We start from the raw sequence: 15707 nt of genomic DNA, 5'->3' as shown, positions 1-15707 counted from the left end.
ATCGGATGGATCGCGATCAGCAATGGCCCGCTAAGGAAAGGAATGAAATACATTTTTGTCGTATTGGCCATACTGGCTGTGGCAGGTTGTGCAGCCACATCCAAGCCCGTCACGCAAAGCAAGCGAGGCATCCACATCAACTGCTCAGGCCTCACATCGTCCTGGGCAAAATGCTACGCGCTGGCTACCAACTCCTGCGCTTCGAGAACATTCAAGGTCATCGCGAAGTCCGGCGATGCTACCGAGGAGCCCGAAGACTATCCGTTCGGCCTGAACCCGGCGGGCTACACCAGCCGCAGCATGATCATCGTCTGCAGGAAAGCTGCACCACTGGCTGATCCGCTACCGCAGGACTAGCCTGCGGCAACGGGAAGGCTTGATCAGACAGGGATCGTACGGGCCTGCAGCCACAACAGCGCAGTGCCCTGCAACAGCGGGCTCAACCGCGTCAGCACCTGAACATGGTAATCGTTCAGCCAAGTGCGCTCTTCTGCGTTCAACATCGACACCTCGATGCAACGGGTGTCGATCGGGCAAAGCGTGAGCGTTTCAAAGCGCAGAAATTCGCCGAACTCGGTTTTGCCGGCTTCTTGGTTGATCACCAGATTTTCGATACGCACCCCCCAGCGTCCAGGCCGGTACGTACCCGGCTCGATGGACGTGATCATGCCCGGCAGCATGGCTGTCTGCGGCGTTGCAGGTGCCTGATAGGCAATGACCTGCGGCCCCTCGTGCACATTCAGGAAATACCCCACGCCATGCCCGGTGCCGTGGCCATAATTGACACCCTCACTCCAGATTGGCGCCCGGGCAATTGCGTCCAGCAGCGGCGACTGAATGCCTTTGGGAAAGTGAGCACGCGACAGTGCGATTACACCCTTGAGGACGCGCGTACAGTCCTGCTTCTGTTCGACACTCGGTGTTCCGATCGCCACCATCCGCGTGATGTCGGTGGTGCCGCCAAGGTACTGGCCGCCCGAATCGATCAGTAGTAAACCATCACCTTCTATCCGCGCATGCTCCGCCTCGGTAGCGCGGTAATGAGGCATCGCGCCATTGGCGTTGAAACCCGCAATGGTGGCAAAGCTGGGCGAGACATAACCCGGACGTCGCTCGCGTGCCTGCATGAGCTTTTCATCGATGGTCAGTTCGCTGACAGGCTCTCGCCCCAGCGCACTGTCCAGCCAGGCGAAAAACTCGCAGAGCGCCGCGCCGTCCTGTTCCATTGCCTGACGGATATGAGCCGTATCGGTCTCGGTTTTTTGCGATTTCAGCAACGTGCTCGGGTTAAGCCCTTCTACCAGCGTGACCTCACTGTCCAGGTAATCGAGCAGTCCACAGGTAACCCGGGCCGGATCGACCAGCAGTCGCGCGTCCTTCGGCAGTTCGCGCAAGGCGGCGCCAATCTGCGTGTACTCCATAAGGTTGATACCGTCGCGCTCCAGGCGCGCACGTACCGAGTCCGGTACTTTCTTCGAGTCCACGAACAGCGTGACGTTTTGCGGACCGATCAAGGCAAACGCGATGAACACCGGATTGTAGGAAACGTCCGCGCCACGCAGATTGAACAGCCAGGCGATGTCGTCCAGCGTTGCAATGAAATGCCAGTCAGCCTTTCGCTCGACGATGATCTGCCGGACCCGCGCGAGCTTTTCGCTACGGTCCAGTGAAGCCTGGGGAGGCATATGCTCGTAAATCGGGTGAGACGGCAACGCGGGGCGGTCCTGCCACAGCTCGGTTAGCAGGTCGATGTCGGTCCGCAGCCGCGCACCACGTTCGTAGAGCCTGCTTGCCAAAGTGCGCGAAGAAGCAACGGCCAGAACCGCCCCGTCAACGGCAACCACGCTCTCGGCCTTGGCTTCATCTGCCAGCCATTCGAGTGGACCTTGCTGGCCGGGCATCAGTTTCACCAGCTCGATGCCGCTGCCGGCAAGCTCCTTGGTGGCCTGCTCCCAATAGCGGCTGTCAGCCCATATGCCGGCAAAATCCTGGGTGATGATCAGCGTACCGACCGAGCCGTGAAAACCCGACAGCCACTGACGCCCCTGCCAGTAGCCGGGCAGGTATTCGGAGAGGTGCGGATCCGCTGACGGCACCAGATAGGCATCGATGCGCTCCCTGCTCATCAAGGCGCGGGTTTGCGCCAAACGTTCTGCCACTTCTGAACTGGCATTGGATTGCGTGCTCATTGACTCTCCTGCTGACCCGGAAATTGACTGCTTTCACCGGTTCAGATAATGGCACTCATCGAGCCTGAGCAACAGCCCAGAACGCGGGCTGAACAAGAGAGGTGCGAATCGAGTCGACCGCACGCTCTATGTCCTGCTCGCGAGTGAAGCGCCCCAGGCTCAGGCGTATGGTCTGGCTCGCGGCCTGCGGGCTCAGCCCGAGGGCCAGCAGAACATGCGACGGCAGGTTTTTCGCCGAGTTGCAGGCGGAGGTGGACGAAAAGGCCAGACGCTCACCCAGCGCGGCGACGTCCAGATCGTTATGAGTGAATGTAAAACTGAGTGTATGGGCAATCCGCTGCGTGGGACTGCCGTTGATACACACCCCGGGAATCTCGGCCAGGCGCCTACAAAGAAGATTGCTCAGCCGCTGTATTTCAACAACCTCCCCTTCGAGCACTTCTGCCGCCAGGGCAAAGGCCGCGCCCATTCCGGCGATCTGATGCGTTGCCAGTGTCCCGGAGCGCAAGCCACATTCGTGCCCTCCCCCATGAATCTGGGCGAGAACACGCTGCTGCGCGCGCGGACCCACGTACAAAGCGCCAATGCCCTTGGGCCCGTAAATCTTGTGTGCCGAGAGCGACATCAAATCCACCGCGAGCTGGCTGAGATCAATCGGCAACTTGCCAGCGCCCTGCGCCGCGTCGACATGCAGCAGCGCCCCGTGCCCACGTACGCGCCTGCCGATTTCGGCGATGTCGTTGACGGTACCCAGTTCGTTATTGACCAGCATCAGCGAGACCAGAAATGTATCGTCACGCAAGGCTGCACTGACTGCATCGGCACTGATCAGGCCCGCGCTGTCCGGCGCCAGCCAAGTGACCTCGACACCCTCCTCCTCAAGTTGACGGGCGGTGTCGAGGGTAGCCTTGTGCTCGATCAGGCTGGTGATGATATGACCGGGACCGCCTCCAGGTATTGTCGCCTGCCGCTTTGCGCGCTGTTGAGCAACGCCCTTTAGAGCCAGATTGCTGGACTCGGTCGCGCCGGAAGTCCAGATGATCTGCGACGCCTGTGCACCTACCAGGTACGCGACCTGCTCGCGGGCAAGTTCCACTGCAAGGCGGGCCTTTTGGCCGAACGAATGGGAGCTGGAGGCAGGATTGCCGAAGTTGCCTGATGCCCCCAAGCAATCGACCATCACCCTGATGACACGCTCGTCCACAGGCGTGGTGGCGGCGTAATCCAAATACAGCACTGACTCGTTCATGCGCGCTCCTTGTTCACAGACCATGAAGAGGATGATGCACGAAACCAGATAGAACCAAAAACTATCAATTAGAATTTATATAGACAAGAATGGAATATAAAGAAAAGGGCTACCGTAAAATTTGTCGTTCTCCGGACGCACGACAGCGCCGGTCAGCTGTGTCATCAAATACACATCAAAAGATGGTGTTTTTTTGACACACTTATAAATCAATACGTTAGATTCTTACCTCTACCATTTATCAAAAATCTAACAGAAACCTGACGAAATAATTTGACAGATACCCTGCCGCCACCGATATATAGGACCGTCAGGCACATTCCGGTTTTACGCAAATGCCGCAGAGCATAGCGTTGGAATAATCAGCCGAAGTTGACTGCTGTCCTGTCCCACCCTGTCAGTTATTTCCACAGCGCTTATCAAGCGCTGGCGGATGTCTGTTGACTCTCACTTCCTTTTTTAAATGCTGAATGCGTTCGGTGTGGCGGTAGCGTTGCCTGTTGCAATGCGACTTACACGACGCTTGCGCGTTGATTCTGCTTAAACAGCGCTCTCACTGGATCGACCGATTCGGCGGTAGCGTGCCCGGCAATCAATGGATGTGAGCGACAGATGCCCGGTTACCCGCTTGCAACGCACTGATTCAAAGAAACATGGAGGCTTCGATGATTAACGTGACCAAGACGTATCTGGGTGATATCGATCAGTTCAAACGCTATGTCGAAGGCATCTACGCACGTGGCTGGCTGACCAATCACGGTCCGCTGGCCGAGGAACTGACGGAACGACTCAAGGATTACCTGGGTGTCAGGCACATTATTCTGACCAACAACGGCACCCTGGCCCTGCAAGTGGCCTATCGGGCGCTGGGGCTGAGTGGCAGCGCGGTGACCACGCCATTCAGTTTTGTCGCGACCAGCAGCTCGCTGCAATGGGAAGGCATCCGCCCGATCTTTGCCGATATCGATGCGCACACCTGGAACATCTCGCCGAAACACATCGAAAACAGTATTGCCGAAGACACCACCGCGATCGTCGCCACCCACGTGTTTGGCAATCCGTGTGACGTGCAAGACATTCAGCGCATAGCCCGCGAACACAAGCTCAAGGTCGTCTATGACGGCGCACACGCATTCGCCGTGCGTCACGCAGGCCAGTCGGTGCTCAATCATGGCGACATCAGCACCTTGAGTTTTCATGCCACCAAGCTGTTTCACACCATTGAAGGCGGCGCGATCATCACTAACGATGACGAACTGGCCAGACAAGCCCATCTGATGTGCAACTTCGGTATTTCCGGCGTCGACCGGATCGATGGTATCGGCATCAATGCCAAGCTCAACGAATTCTCCGCCGCCATGGGCCTGTGCATTCTCGACAACATCGGCAACATTCTCGAACAACGCGCGGAGATAGCCGACCACTACACCTTGTCGCTGCAAGATTACCTGGATCTGCAGACGCTCCAGGCCGAGAGCCAGCGGAATAACAGTTATTACCCTGTGGCACTGCGCGACGAGCAACAATTGTTGAGCGTGCGCATCGCACTCAACCAGCACAAGATCAACCCCCGCCGCTACTTCTATCCCTCACTGGATACCCTTGAATATCTGCAGCCTCAAGCAGGCCAGCCGGTCTCCAGAGCGTTGAGCGAACGAGTGCTGTGCCTGCCGATCTATCCAGGCCTGCTGAGAAGCGAACAGGACCTGGTCATCCGCACCCTGATCGCAGCTTGCAGCGAGACTGAAAATGACTACCGGGCTTGCCCCGTTGCACGGGTCTGCTGACCATCATGCCAGGCAAATACTCCCTCATCCGCAACACCCTCCTGAATTACGGCGGGCAGGCTTACGTGCTGCTGATCGGAATTCTGATCATGCCGTTCTATCTGGGCCACCTGGGTGCCGAAGCGTATGGACTGATCGGTTTCTTCACCCTGCTGCAGGCCTGGCTGCAATTGCTGGATGCCGGTCTGTCGCCCAGCCTGGTGCGTGCCGTAGCGCACGAGCGAGACACTCCTGTACGCAAACAACGTCTGGGCAGTCTGTTGCGCTCGTTCGAACTGATCTTTCTGCCGATGGCAATGCTCAGCGCCCTGCTGGTCTATAGCGCCAGCCCATGGATTGCCGCGAACTGGCTGAACGCAAATACCCTGCAACCCGAGACCCTGACGCATTGCATCACCTTGATGGGCATCATCATTGCGCTGCGCCTGTGTTCGACGCTGTACAAAAGCGCGATACAGGGCCTTGAGCAGCATGGCTGGCTCAACGCTGCCAATGTGTCGATCGCAACGTTGCGCTACGTCGGCGGCCTGGTGCTGGTCAGTCAGTTTTCCCGGGACCCACGGGACTTCTTTGAATTTCAACTCGCGGTGGGGCTGATCGAAACCCTGTGGTTTGCCGGCAAGGCCCGCGGGCAGATGCCTGCGCCGCACTGGATGACCGGCCTGGACTGGCCATTGATCAAGCCGATCCTGCCCTTCGCCGCCAGCCTGTCGCTGAGCGCTGTGCTGTGGATCGTGCTGACCCAGGTGGACAAGGCACTTCTGTCGAATCTGCTGCCGCTGGACCAGTACGGCTACTTCTCACTGGTGGTATTGATCGCCACCGGCATCGGGATGCTGACCAACCCGCTGGTCCAGACGCTACTGCCGCGCCTGACCGTGTTGCTGGCCGAGGGCCGGCGCGACGAGATGCACGCCTTGTTCCTAGCCGCCAATCGCTTCGCCTGTACTTTTTTGTTTCCCCTGGCGGCGGTCATTGCCCTGTATGCAGAGCCGTTGATTCTCGCCTGGACCGGCGATCCGGTCGCCGCACGCTGGAGTCGCCCGGTGCTCGGCTGGTACGCACTGGGCAGCGCCATCATGGCCGCCAGTGCCTTTCAGTTCTATCTGCAATACGCCTATGGCCGAATGCATTTGCACCTGTGGTACAGCCTGATTTCGACGCTGGTCAGCGTGCCGGTGATGGTGCTCGCGATCCATTACCAAGGCGTGTACGGCGCGGCGTTGGCGTGGTTTTTTCTGCGTGCGACGTCCTTCGCGATATGGCCAGTCATCGTGCATCGACACCTGGCCCCCGGTCTTCATCGCCAATGGTTGAGCGACATCCTGCGTATCAGCGCGATGACCGCTGCAGGCCTGATGGTCAGCGCCCCGGTATTCAATCTGATTGCCGGTGAAAGCCGTAGCAGCGTGCTTCTGGCACTCGCGCTCAGCGGGCTTGTCACCCTGATGCTGGTGGCGACGAGTCACCGGCCGCTGGCATCGAAACTATATGTTCTGTTCAGTAAACCGAGTACTTGAGCCATGGACGACACTGTAAGGAATACCGACGAAACCTGCCTGGCGCCGCCGCTGCTGAGCATCATATGCCCGGCCTACAATCAGGAGGCCTTCATCGCTCAGGCGCTGGACGGGCTTTTGTCACAACAGACCGATTTCAGGTACGAAATCCTGATCAACGACGACGCCTCCACAGACGCTACCGCGCGCATCATTGCGCACTACGCCGAGCGGCACCCGACGATCATTCGGCCCTTCTATCAGCAGATCAATCAGTACAGTCAGGGCAGAGCTTGCGTCCCCGGCCTGTTTGGCGAAGCGCGCGGTCGCTACATCGCCTACTGCGAAGCTGACGATTACTGGACCGATCCGCGAAAACTGCAGCTGCAAGTGGACTTTCTCGAAGCGCATCCGGATTACGTCATCACCTATCACGACGCGTTTGTCTTCGATGAACACGGTCAGTACGGCGTGCAGTTGCAAGGTCATCTGCGCGCCGATGCCTCGGCGCTGGAGTTGCAACAGGCAAGACGCCTGTCGACCCTGACCGTCTGCTTTCGCAACATGTTCAGTCAGATGCCGCACGAATTGAGCCTGTGGAATGCACCGCTGAACGATATGTGCTGGTGGTCGCTGCTCGGGGCCTACGGCAAGGGCAAGTTTATGCCCGGGATCAAGCCGGCCGCCTATCGAATGCACCCTGGCGGGGTGTTCTCGATGCGCAGTGACAAACGCAAGTTGCACATGAACCTGCAGACCTGCTCAAGCCTGGCCAACTATTACAACCGCCTGGGCAATCAGCCGCTCTACCAGTATTTCCTGATGCAGACGGTGTGCCTGTCGCTGGCCGCACTCGCCCCTCGTCACAAACTGCAAACGTTGTGGAAAGTGGCGGGCAACATGCTCGCCAATCTGCGCCGGCGCCTGTGGCCGGCTACTGGCAAAGCTCATGTTCAGTAGTGTGCTGGTGTTGTGCGTGGGCAACATCTGCCGCAGCCCGATGGCCGTCGCGATGCTGCATCAGCGCCTGAAGGATACGCAGGTGCGTATTCAGTCGGCAGGCATCGCCGCCTTGTCGGGCTCTTCGATTGACCCGGAGGCACACGCGGTTCTGCAGTCGCATCGGGTGCAGCCTCAGCGGCATGCAGCTCGCCAGATGAGCCGCGAGCTGCTGCGCCAGGCCGATCTGATTCTGTTGATGGAACAGGCGCATTTTTCCGACGTTCTCGACCTCGCCCCCGAGGTACGCGGCAAAGCCTTTCTGATCGGTAAATGGCAAGACCCGCTCGACATCACCGACCCTTACCGGCGGCCCGCGTCAGCCTTCGAACAGACCTACGTGCAGCTCTCGCGCTGCATCGAAGACTGGCTTCCCCATTTCCGATCAGGAGCAACAGGATAAATGACCGTCATGAGCCATCCTCCCCTGAATTTCCAACCGGACCCCCGGATTGATCTGGCGACCGTCCTGCGGATGCTGTTCGATCACAAAGCCCTGATCCTGTGGACCGTCAGCCTGTTTTTTCTGATCGGCCTGGGCTATGCCATTCTGGCCACGCCGGTCTATCAGGCCACCGCCATGATTCAGATAGAGCCGCGAAAAATCGGCATCGAGGGTACCCCCGAGGTCAGCGCCAAGCCACTCTCGGTGTCGCAGGCGACCACCGAGATCGAGCTGATCAAGTCCCGCGCGCTGTTGGGCAAGGTCGTCGACGATCTGAAGCTCAGTACGCTCCAGACGCCCGACTTCTTCCCTGTGATCGGTCCTTATCTGTATCGCACCTTCAAGCCCGCACGCGACGGTGAACTGGCGCAGCCTTTGTTCGGCCTGACCCATTATGCGTGGGGCGGCGAAAAAATAGAGCTGTTCCAACTGGAAGTGCCGGAGCACCTGCTGGGTGAAAAGCTCACCCTGACCGCAGGCAAGCCGGGACAGTTCTCGCTCTACGATAACGAACACAATCTGCTGCTCGGCGGTGCCGTCAATCGCGTCGTCGAAGGCAAAGGGATCAAGATCCAGGTCGCTACGCTGCAGGCGCGGCCCGGTACCGATTTCACTGTCTCCAGACAACGCACGCTCAGCACCGCGCTGCTCTATCAAAACCGCCTGAAAATCATAGAGGCCGGCAAAGACTCCGGGATCATCTACCTGTCGATCGAGGACCAGGACGCACAGCGGGCCAACCGGATTCTCGATGAGGTCAGCCATCTGTATGTACGCCAGAACGTCGAGCGCAGTTCGGCCGAAGCCGCCCAGCGACTGCAGTTTTTGCGTTCGCAGTTACCGGCCGTGCGCAAGCAGCTGGAGGAATCGGAAACCGCGCTGAACACATTCCAGACCAGTGCCCGATCGGTGGACCTGAGTATCGAGACCAAGGGGGTGCTTGATCAGGTGGTCAGTCTCGAATCGATGCTTTCCGAACTAAAGCTCAAGCGCGTCGAACTGGAGCGGCTTTATACCCGAGAGCACCCGACCTATCGCAGCCTGATGAGCCAGATGAACCAGCTGGAACAACAGAAACAGGGCCTGCTGAAGAAAATCGATGCGCTGCCCATGACCCAGCAGGAATTGTTGCGTCTGACCCGCGATATGCAGGTCATCAGCCAGACCTACACACTGATGCTCAACAAAAGCCAGGAGCAGGACATTCTGCGCGCCGGCAACATCGGCAATGTCCGGGTCATCGACAACGCGGACACCAATGTCGAAAGACCCGTCAAACCGATGAAGACGCTGATCGTGCTGATTGCCACGCTATTCGGCGCACTGGTCGCAATGACCATCGTTTTCGTGCGCCAGGCGTTCTATCGCGGCGTCGAAAGCGCCGAGGTCATTGAAAACCTGGGTATGCCGGTCTATGCGTCGCTGCCCCACTCGCGTCAACAGGAGCATCTGGACAAGCGCGACCCTGCCGGCAAGGACTCGAAGTTGCTGAGCATTGCCGCGCCCGCCGAGCTGGCGATCGAATCATTGCGCAGCCTGCGTACGAGTCTGCACTTCGCCATGCTTGAAGCACGCAACAACGTGCTGATGATATCCAGCCCGACACCGGGAGCCGGCAAGTCGTTTGTATCGAGCAATCTGGCGACCATCATTGCCCAGACCGGCAAGCGGGTCCTGCTGATCGATGCCGACATGCGCAAAGGCTACCTGCATCGCCTCTTCGGTCTGCAACCCAAACACGGGCTGTCCGACGCATTGGCGGCGCGTCTGCGTTGCACCGAGGTCATCAACGCCACGCGTGTCCGGCATCTGGATTTCATCTCCTGTGGTTTCGCCGCGCCCAACCCCTCGGAACTGCTGATGCATGACAACTTCAACAAGATGCTTGCCGAACTGTCGCCGCTGTATGACCTGATTCTGATTGACACCCCGCCCATTCTGGCCGTGACCGACGCGACGCTGGTGGGTCGTCAGGCGGGCACTTGCCTGCTGGTGGCGCGCTTTGGCATGACCACCGTCCAGGAAATCGAAGCCTGCAAACGCCGTTTGGGGCAGAACGGCATCCTGATAAAGGGCGCCATTTTCAACGCGGTGGTGCGCAAGGCTACGACGTCCGACTACGACTGCGCCGCCTATGGCTACAACTACCACCCCGCGCCCCGATAGACGGGGCGCTGCTTGCCGCTGACCGAGCCGTTTCATTAAAAGGAATTAACCATGTCCCGCTCCGAACAGGATGTCCGCTGGTACCTGATCCAGACCAAACCGCGGCAGGAAGCCCGCGCCGAAGAGCATTTGCGGCGTCAGCAGTTTGAGTGCTATCGACCGCTACAGGCCGATGCAAAAAAAACCGGCATCCGGGGTCAGGCCGACGAGCCCTTGTTCCCCGGTTACCTGTTCATTCACATGGATCAGGTGCAGGACAACTGGTACCCGATCCGCTCCACCCGCGGAGTCTCGCGCATCGTGACCTTTGGCGGTCACCCGGTGCCGGTTCGCGATCATCTGATCGAGCAGATCCGCCAGCGACTGGCCACACCAGCGCCGAAAACACAGTTTGCCCGAGGGGACGCGGTGCTGATTACGCATGCCAGCTGGGGTGACGTCGAGGCCATCTTTCTGAGCGAGGACGGTACGCAGCGCGCAGTGATCCTGCTCAATATGTTGCAGCGTCAGCAAAAAGTGGTGCTGCCGATCAGCAGCCTGTCGCTAATCGAGGCCAGCGCCTAGCGCTGGAACCCGCCGCAATCTGCCGCTCGACGCGTCCTGAAAACATGCGTCGCACGCCTGTCTCACCCGCCTTGGAACCGCACCATGCCGCGCCAGACCACCCTGGTGACGCTCACCTATGGTGACCGTTTCAGCTATCTGCACACCCTGATCAGTCGCTCGCTGGAGAGTCCGCTGATCGGCCGTGTGATCGTTGTCAGCAATGCCTCCGTCGCGCCGCTGCATGCGCTGTGCGACGAGTGGCCCGATCAGGTTCAAGTGATCTGGCTATCGCACAACACCGGTTCGGCCAATGGCTACTCGGTGGGCATCAACGCCGCGCTGCAGGCCGGAGACGAGTGCATCTGGCTGATGGACGACGACAACGCGCCGACCGCGCACGCCATCGAGGTATTGCATCGGTCCTTGCGTGAACGGCAAGTCATCGACGGCCAGGACAACTGCGCGGTGCTCGGCTTTCGCCCCACGCATCAAGCCGATATAGCCGCAGGTGTACCGCTGCAATACGCGATTCAGCGACGCTCGAGTTTCTTCGGCTTTCACATCGCCCAGTTGCCGTACAAGATCTGGCGACGCCTGCCCTGGGGACAGCCAGATGCGGCCCGGCTGATGCCGGAACGCGTGCAACTGCCCTTTGCCACCTACGGGGGGCTGCTTGCCCATCGCAGCCTTTACGAAAAGATCGGCCTGCCACTGGATGCTCTCAAGCTGTACAGCGATGACAGCGAATACACCTGGCGCATCACCGACGGTGGCGGAAAGCTGTTTCTGGTGCCCGACGCGCGGCTGGATGATCTGGAAGATTCCTGGAACATCAAGGCACGTACGCGCAATGTCTATGAAAGCTACCTGCTGGGCGGATCGGATCTGCGCGCCTACTACGCAGCACGCAATCAGGCCTGGTTCGACAAGCATGTCTGGGCAGCCTCCACACTCAGCTATCGACTCAACCGCCGGGTCTTTCTCTGCCTGCTGAACCTGTATGCCTGGCGCTATGGCGCGGCCCTGCGTCTGGACCTGCTCAACGACGCCATTCGCGAGGGCGAGGCCGGCAGGCTGGGCCTGAACAAGGCCTACCCACTATGAGAATCCTGTTCATCAACAGCCTCTACGCACCCGATATCGGTGGCGGCGCAGAAATCATTCTGCAACGTACCGTCGAGGGTCTGCAGCAGCGTGGGCACAGCGTCGCGGTACTGGCCACCACCGACCGGCCTGGCTTGCAACTGGCGGAGGTCAATCGGGTGAAGGTCTATCGGGCCGGCCTGCTCAACTGCTATTGGCACTTCATGGCCCAGCGCCCAGGCCGTCTGACGCGGTTTGCCTGGCACTGGCGTGATCGCTACAACGCAGACATGCGCGAGTACGTAGAGCGTGTGATGAAGCTGGAGCAACCGGAACTGGTGGTGTGCCATAACCTGACGGGCTGGTCGGTCTCGGCATGGGACCAGATCACTCAGGCTGATTGCCCGATCGTGCAGGTCCTGCATGACTTCTACCTGCTCTGCCCGGCAAGCACGATGTTCAGCAAGGGCAAAAGCTGTAAGCGCCGCTGCACCACGTGCACACGGTTGCGCAGCCATCATGCACAACAGTCGGAACAGGTCGGCGCTGTGGTCGGTGTCAGCCGCTTCATGCTCGACACACTGCAGGCGCAGGGTTACTTCAAGAACGCCAGAGGGTATGTGGTGCATAACGCCAGCCCGTTTACGCCAGCGAGTCGCGAGCAGCCAAGAGCACCTGTCGATACCGCGCCGTTGCGCTTCGGTTACCTGGGCACACTGTCGACCAACAAGGGGCTGGAGTGGCTGATCGATCAGTTCCAGCATCTGCCGTTCAAAGCCACCCTGCAGATTGCCGGGCGCGGACAGCCATCCGATGAAAAGCGCTTCAGGGCCATGGTCACATCCCCCGACATCAGCTTCGTCGGTTTTCAGAGACCCGAACATTTCTACCGCCAGATCGACGTGGCGATTGTGCCTTCCCTGTGGAATGAGCCGTTCGGCATGGTCGCGGTCGAGGCCTGCGCGCATTCGCTGCCGGTCATCGCCAGCCGCATGGGCGGGCTGACGGAAATCATTCAGGAACCGCTCAACGGCTTGCTGTGCAGCCCCGATGACCCGGACTCACTGGGGCTGGCGATGCTCAGGCTGCATCAGCAGCCCGAACTGCTGGCACGCCTCGGCAGCCAGGCGCGCAACAGCGTCGCGTCGTTGATGAACCTGGACCTGATGCTGGACCAGTACGAAAGCATCTTCGCCCAGACCTTGCAGGACCTCAGCACGTAGCACGGCGCACGGGCGCAATCGCCCCCTTTGACGACATCACGGACACGGTGTGGCACCCGCCCGCTCACCTTCATCAGCAGGATGCTCAAGATGATTTTCATCAATGCACGGTTCCTTACCCAGGACATCAGTGGCGTACAGCGCTACGCAGAGCAGATGTGCAGAGCGCTGAAACGACTGCGCGACGATCTGGTATTCGTTGCCCCGCGCAATATCAGACTGCATGACTGCGCCAGCGCACTGGAGGCGCACTGCATCGGGCGCTGCACCGGGCATGCGTGGGAACAGATCGATCTGCCGCTGTACCTGAAGCGTCGTGGCAGTCCGCTGCTGATCTCGATCAGTAACACAGGGCCCATGCTGTATGGCAACCAGATTGCGACTCACCACGACATCAACTATGTGCGCTACCCGCAAAGCTACACCCGGCTGTTCCGGCTGGCCTATCGGACCATCACCCCGATCCTGCTGTCACGCGCCAGAACACTGATCACCGGCAGCCACTTCTCGCGCAAAGAAATATCCTCGTTCTATGGCTACGCCGAAGACAAGGTGCTCGTCTTACCGGCTGCGGTCAGCGACGATTTCATACCGGGTCCGACGAACGTCGATCAGCCTAAATACCTGCTGGCCGTTTCCTCGCCGGCCGTGCACAAGAATTTCAGACGCATGATTCAAGCCTTTCTCAGCCTGCGTGGCCACACGGATCTGCAGTTGCATATTGTCGGCGCAGCCAGCGGGTTGTTCGCCGATCCGAACCTGCAGCACCTCGCCTGCCGTGATCCGCGTATCCGTTTTCTGGGTCGCCTCAGTGATGCTGAACTGATCACGCAATACCAGGGCGCTACCGCCTTCGTATTCCCTTCGCTTTACGAGGGCTTCGGCATCCCGCCGCTCGAAGCCCAGGCTTGCGGCTGCCCGGTGCTGGCGGCCAACGCTGCATCGATCCCTGAAGTTCTGCAGGCCAGTGCACTGTATTTCGACCCACTGGATGTCAGCCACATGGCCGCAGCCATGCAGCGCATTCTGCTGGACGCGCCCTTGCGCAAGGCACTTCGTGTCCAAGGTCTGCAAAACGTCCAGCGCTTTTCCTGGGAGCTTTCCGCGCAACGCCTGTCCCAGCGCATCGATACGTTGCTGGCGTCCGGCCCAGAGGCGCAAAGCAGACTGGACGTTACCGCCGAATCGTCCACCGGCAAATCCTGAATCCACAACAGCAACGCCAGGATGCGCGCCGTCGCGTCCGCAGTAGCGCGGGCCATTACAGCAAGGAACGCCCATGAGAATCGCTATCGTCCACGACTGGCTGGTGAGCTACGCCGGTGCCGAGCGCGTGCTCGCGTCACTGATCAACGTCTGGCCCGCTGCGGACCTGTTTGCGGTCATCGACTTCCTCAGCGATCAGGACCGCGCATACCTGCATGGCAAGGTCGCCAGAACGACGTTCATCCAGAAGCTGCCCGGCGCCCGCAAACACTACTCGCGCTACCTGCCGCTGATGCCGCTGGCCATCGAGCAACTGGATCTGTCCGGTTATGACCTGATCATCAGCAGCAGCCACGCGGTGGCCAAGGGCGTGCTGTGCGGCCCGGACCAATTGCACATCAGCTATGTGCACTCGCCGATCCGCTATGCCTGGGACTTGCAGCATCAGTACCTTCAGGAGTCAGGGCTGAGCAAGGGCATCAAGAGTGGTCTGGCGCGCCTGATCCTGCATTACATTCGCCTGTGGGACCAACGCACATCGACCGGCGTGGATGCCTTCATTGCCAATTCCGGGTTTATCGGAGCGCGCATCACCAAGGCTTATCGGCGCGACTCCACCGTCATCTACCCGCCAGTGGACACGCTCGGCTTCACCGCCCAAGGCGCGCGCGGAGACTTCTACCTCAGCGCCTCGCGGATGGTGCCTTACAAACGCATGCCGATGATCGTCGAAGCCTTCGCCGCGATGCCTGACAAACGCCTGATCATGATTGGCGACGGGCCGGACCTGGCCAAGGCGCAGGCCATTGCCAGCCAGGTGAGCAACGTGACGCTGCTGGGTTTTCAGCCAGGCAGCGTGCTGCTGGAGCACATGCGCAGCGCCAGGGCGTTTGTCTTCGCTGCCGAGGAGGATTTCGGCATCAGCCCGGTCGAGGCCCAGGCCTGCGGCGCGCCGGTCATCGCCTTCGCCAAGGGCGGCGTCATGGAGACCGTGCGCGGCCTGGATCACCCGCAGCCGACCGGCGTGTTCTACCGACAGCAAACGGTCGCGTCACTGAGCGCCGCCATCGGCGAATTCGAAGCGGCGCAATCGCGCATCTCTCCCGAGGCCTGCCGGGCCAATGCCGAGCGGTTTTCGGTCGCGCGCTTCGAGCAGGAGATCAAAGCCTTCGTCGAGGACCGCCTGGCCATCTCGCACAGGGCTCATATTGCGCGCCCGCCTCAGTCGCAATGGGTCGTTCAAGCATCGCCGGAGGCAGGCAGCGAACTGCCAGGCCGTGTCGTCTCCCTGAAAACCGTCTGAGCGAGCCCTCCC

13 protein-coding genes are annotated in these 15707 nt (G+C 59.8%); 11 read left to right on the top strand and 2 right to left on the bottom strand.

Annotated elements, in window-relative coordinates:
- Positions 1-42: 42 nt before the first annotated feature.
- Positions 43-357 (top strand): hypothetical protein, encoded by a 315-nt coding sequence (locus JOE33_RS23605; RefSeq protein WP_187625377.1) that lies wholly within the window; start codon positions 43-45, stop codon positions 355-357.
- A 23-nt stretch (positions 358-380) separates the two neighbouring features.
- Here JOE33_RS23605 and JOE33_RS23600 read toward each other — a convergent pair whose 3' ends face one another.
- Together JOE33_RS23600 and JOE33_RS23595 are read right to left on the bottom strand one after the other, a co-directional pair.
- Positions 381-2189, bottom strand: a complete 1809-nt coding sequence (locus tag JOE33_RS23600) for an aminopeptidase P family protein (RefSeq protein ID WP_187625378.1) — start codon at positions 2187-2189, stop codon at positions 381-383.
- 55 nt (positions 2190-2244) lie between these two features.
- The gene (locus JOE33_RS23595) at positions 2245-3438 is read right to left on the bottom strand and encodes an aminotransferase class V-fold PLP-dependent enzyme (protein ID WP_187625379.1); all 1194 of its coding nucleotides are present in this window, start codon (positions 3436-3438) and stop codon (positions 2245-2247) included.
- Positions 3439-4103: 665 nt separating this feature from the next.
- Here JOE33_RS23595 and JOE33_RS23590 point away from each other — a divergent pair.
- From JOE33_RS23590 to JOE33_RS23545, 10 genes are all read left to right on the top strand, one after another.
- Positions 4104-5225 carry a DegT/DnrJ/EryC1/StrS family aminotransferase gene (locus JOE33_RS23590; RefSeq protein ID WP_187625380.1) on the top strand — a complete coding sequence of 374 codons (1122 nt, stop codon included), beginning with the start codon at positions 4104-4106 and terminating at the stop codon, positions 5223-5225.
- Positions 5226-5230: 5 nt separating this feature from the next.
- Positions 5231-6745, top strand: a complete 1515-nt coding sequence (locus JOE33_RS23585; protein WP_187625432.1) for an oligosaccharide flippase family protein — start codon at positions 5231-5233, stop codon at positions 6743-6745.
- A gap of 3 nt (positions 6746-6748) precedes the next feature.
- Positions 6749-7684: a glycosyltransferase family A protein gene (locus tag JOE33_RS23580; protein ID WP_032611510.1), complete on the top strand. Its 936-nt coding sequence runs from the start codon at positions 6749-6751 to the stop codon at positions 7682-7684.
- A complete protein-coding gene (locus JOE33_RS23575; RefSeq protein WP_032611513.1) occupies positions 7674-8126 on the top strand; it encodes a low molecular weight protein-tyrosine-phosphatase in 453 nt (150 codons plus the stop codon). Before JOE33_RS23580 ends, JOE33_RS23575 begins: the two co-directional genes overlap by 11 nt.
- Positions 8127-10334, top strand: a complete 2208-nt coding sequence (locus tag JOE33_RS23570) for a polysaccharide biosynthesis tyrosine autokinase (protein ID WP_187625381.1) — start codon at positions 8127-8129, stop codon at positions 10332-10334. It begins immediately after the preceding gene.
- A 51-nt stretch (positions 10335-10385) separates the two neighbouring features.
- Positions 10386-10898, top strand: a complete 513-nt coding sequence (gene rfaH / locus JOE33_RS23565; RefSeq protein ID WP_010434947.1) for a transcription/translation regulatory transformer protein RfaH — start codon at positions 10386-10388, stop codon at positions 10896-10898.
- A gap of 84 nt (positions 10899-10982) precedes the next feature.
- On the top strand, positions 10983-11984 hold the full coding sequence (locus JOE33_RS23560; RefSeq protein ID WP_010434948.1) for a glycosyltransferase: 1002 nt from the start codon (positions 10983-10985) through the stop codon (positions 11982-11984).
- A complete protein-coding gene (locus JOE33_RS23555; protein WP_187625382.1) occupies positions 11981-13186 on the top strand; it encodes a glycosyltransferase family 4 protein in 1206 nt (401 codons plus the stop codon). Before JOE33_RS23560 ends, JOE33_RS23555 begins: the two co-directional genes overlap by 4 nt.
- A gap of 90 nt (positions 13187-13276) precedes the next feature.
- Entirely contained in the window at positions 13277-14392 is a 1116-nt protein-coding gene (locus tag JOE33_RS23550; RefSeq protein ID WP_187625383.1) for a glycosyltransferase family 1 protein, read from the top strand.
- Between the two features lie 73 nt (positions 14393-14465).
- Complete coding sequence (locus JOE33_RS23545; RefSeq protein WP_122694414.1) at positions 14466-15695, top strand: glycosyltransferase family 4 protein; 1230 nt, start codon at positions 14466-14468, stop codon at positions 15693-15695.
- Positions 15696-15707 lie beyond the last annotated feature (12 nt).

This window comes from Pseudomonas sp. PvP027 (assembly GCF_017833005.1).
GTDB classification, from domain to species: Bacteria; Pseudomonadota; Gammaproteobacteria; order Pseudomonadales; family Pseudomonadaceae; genus Aquipseudomonas; species Aquipseudomonas congelans.
This window is presented reverse-complemented; position numbering and strand designations above follow the sequence as displayed.

What these genes read in the sequence shown, in the direction of transcription:
- JOE33_RS23555 (WP_187625382.1), top strand. Translation starts at nt 11,981, where the DNA reads ATGAGAATCCTGTTCATCAACAGCCTCTACGCACCCGATATCGGTGGC.
- JOE33_RS23595 (WP_187625379.1), bottom strand. Translation starts at nt 3,438, where the DNA reads ATGAACGAGTCAGTGCTGTATTTGGATTACGCCGCCACCACGCCTGTG.
- JOE33_RS23570 (WP_187625381.1), top strand. Translation starts at nt 8,127, where the DNA reads ATGACCGTCATGAGCCATCCTCCCCTGAATTTCCAACCGGACCCCCGG.
- JOE33_RS23575 (WP_032611513.1), top strand. Translation starts at nt 7,674, where the DNA reads ATGTTCAGTAGTGTGCTGGTGTTGTGCGTGGGCAACATCTGCCGCAGC.
- JOE33_RS23585 (WP_187625432.1), top strand. Translation starts at nt 5,231, where the DNA reads ATGCCAGGCAAATACTCCCTCATCCGCAACACCCTCCTGAATTACGGC.
- JOE33_RS23600 (WP_187625378.1), bottom strand. Translation starts at nt 2,189, where the DNA reads ATGAGCACGCAATCCAATGCCAGTTCAGAAGTGGCAGAACGTTTGGCG.
- rfaH (WP_010434947.1), top strand. Translation starts at nt 10,386, where the DNA reads ATGTCCCGCTCCGAACAGGATGTCCGCTGGTACCTGATCCAGACCAAA.
- JOE33_RS23545 (WP_122694414.1), top strand. Translation starts at nt 14,466, where the DNA reads ATGAGAATCGCTATCGTCCACGACTGGCTGGTGAGCTACGCCGGTGCC.
- JOE33_RS23560 (WP_010434948.1), top strand. Translation starts at nt 10,983, where the DNA reads ATGCCGCGCCAGACCACCCTGGTGACGCTCACCTATGGTGACCGTTTC.
- JOE33_RS23580 (WP_032611510.1), top strand. Translation starts at nt 6,749, where the DNA reads ATGGACGACACTGTAAGGAATACCGACGAAACCTGCCTGGCGCCGCCG.
- JOE33_RS23550 (WP_187625383.1), top strand. Translation starts at nt 13,277, where the DNA reads ATGATTTTCATCAATGCACGGTTCCTTACCCAGGACATCAGTGGCGTA.
- JOE33_RS23605 (WP_187625377.1), top strand. Translation starts at nt 43, where the DNA reads ATGAAATACATTTTTGTCGTATTGGCCATACTGGCTGTGGCAGGTTGT.
- JOE33_RS23590 (WP_187625380.1), top strand. Translation starts at nt 4,104, where the DNA reads ATGATTAACGTGACCAAGACGTATCTGGGTGATATCGATCAGTTCAAA.